This window comes from Shimia sediminis, assembly GCF_003990645.1.
Lineage (GTDB): Bacteria > Pseudomonadota > Alphaproteobacteria > Rhodobacterales > Rhodobacteraceae > Shimia > Shimia sediminis.
The window spans coordinates 1-1,997 of record NZ_RYZK01000025.1 but is presented as its reverse complement, the minus strand read 5'-3'; the positions used below and the strand labels follow the sequence as shown (position 1 = coordinate 1,997).

Genomic DNA, 1,997 nt, shown 5'->3' with positions numbered 1-1,997 from the left:
ATTGCCCTGATCCAGCTGTACCGCCTCGGCGGACCAGCCCTGGGCCGCCATCGCCGCCACGGTGTCCTGCAGCCGATCCGCCCCACGGGCGGCACAAACCACATGGGCGCCTGCCTCGGCCAGCGCCACGGCGCAGCCCTGTCCGATGCCGGACGAGGCGCCTGTCACCAGGGCGGTCTTTCCGGCGAGGGACAGAGAGGGGGTGCGGGGCAGGTCAGTCATCAGCTCATTCCATCAGGCAGGGGTACCGGCCCCATAATGCGGGCCTTGTTGAATTCACGCAGGCGGGCAAAGACATCCACGCCCAGCTGAGCATAAACGTCGATCAGGTCGACCAACACCCAGTTCTCGCGGATCAGCCCGTTTTCCACCCGCCAGAAATCCAGTGATTTCAGGGCAATCTGTTTGCCAGAGGGGGCGATCCCCATCCAGCCATCTGCCGAAATCGATTGCACCATGTTGGGCCAGCCGGTCACGGCGGCATAAGCGCCATCGCCAAAGAAGTGAAAGGTCAGCGCCGCATCGCTTTGCCCACGATCCGGCATGGCGTTCAAAAACGGGATCTGGTGCCAATGGCGAAACCCCGCAAAGCCACGCGCGGTGCCGATCCCGGCGGGCCCGTACCAGTTCATGCGGGGATGCCAGAAGCGCTGCGGTTGCATGACCTCGGGGCCGCCCTCGGTGGGGTGTTTGACCAGATGGGCCAGCATCTCGCGGATCAGCTGGCAGGATTTGGCAGAGGTCTCGGGATCATGCGGGCCGGGTACGAGCCCATCCTGGGTCGCAGGTCCGGGAACGGCCCATTCCTTGCCCAGCGACGGGGCCATGGGCCAGGCGTTGGCCTGCATCATGACCTCGGGGAGGTCCCAGATGGCCTGCATCTCGACGATCTTGCCGCCTTTGACGCGAAAGAACTCGTGAAACCGCATCGTGACCTGGTGCCCTGTTGGTGGAATATCCAGCCAGGGTGCCAGGAATGTGCCGGTGTAATAGCCACCACAGCCCACCCAGTCGTGACCATGATCATCGGTTCCGGCCATGACGATATAGTCGCGCCGCTCGAGATCGGGCCAGGCCTGTGACAGACCCTGATAGGCGGTCTCGAAAAACGCCTCGGCGCCGATACTGTCGCCAAAGGGAGCAGACAGCCGGAATACCGCATCCGGTGCACAGGCTGACGCCAAAGCCTCGCGCACGGACGAGGCTTCAAAGTCGTACATCGCCGCCCGCAGGGGCGCGATCAGGTCCTTATGCATGCTGTGTTTGTCCATGCTTCGTATTGCCAGAAACACTCCGGGGAGCGCGAGGGGAGACGCCTCGCACCCGAACTCATCTTACTCGGCAGCATCGCGGTAGGGTGCGGCCTCGCCATAGGGCACGTTGATGCCGCCGTACCGGCGCACGCGCACATTGCATTGCTCTGCGTGACCGACAAAGCCTTCGAGCATACACAGCCGCGAGCCATATTCGCCGATCAGGGTTGCCGCCTCATCGGTCGTAACCTTTTGATAGCTGTGGGTTTTCAGGTATTTGCCAACCCACAACCCCCCTGTGTAGCGGCCTGCCTTTTTGGTGGGCAGGGTGTGGTTGGTGCCGATCACCTTGTCACCGTTCGACACATTGGTGCGCGGTCCCAGGAACAGCGCGCCGTAGCAGGTCATGTTGTCCAGGAACCAGTCATCACGGTCGGTCATCACCTGCACGTGTTCGCTGGCGATATCGTCAGCCACGGCAAGCATCTCGTCATAGGTGTCGCACAGGATCACCTCGCCATATTCCTCCCAGCTGACGCGGGCGGTGCCTGCGGTGGGCAGGATGTCGAGGATGCGGTCGATCTCGGACAGGGTTTCCTCGGCCAGTTTACGCGAGTTGGTGACCAGCACAGCTGGGGAGTTGTAGCCATGCTCGGCCTGGCCGAGGAGGTCGGTGGCGCATATTTCAGCGTCAACTGTTTCGTCCGCAATGACCATGGTTTCGGTCGGTCCGGCAAAGAGGTC

General features: G+C 62.5%; 3 protein-coding genes. All 3 read right to left on the bottom strand.

Annotated elements, in window-relative coordinates; translation table 11 throughout:
• Positions 1 to 222 (bottom strand): SDR family NAD(P)-dependent oxidoreductase (locus tag EK369_RS21180; protein WP_127116269.1); only part of this gene is annotated, 222 nt, incomplete at its 3' end.
• Positions 222 to 1,271, bottom strand: a complete 1,050-nt coding sequence (locus EK369_RS21175) for an ester cyclase (protein WP_127116268.1) — start codon at positions 1,269 to 1,271, stop codon at positions 222 to 224. The genes EK369_RS21180 and EK369_RS21175, both read right to left, overlap by 1 nt.
• Positions 1,272 to 1,334: 63 nt before the next feature.
• The coding region (locus EK369_RS21170; RefSeq protein ID WP_206198142.1) for a histidinol dehydrogenase at positions 1,335 to 1,997 on the bottom strand (663 nt) is incomplete at its 5' end.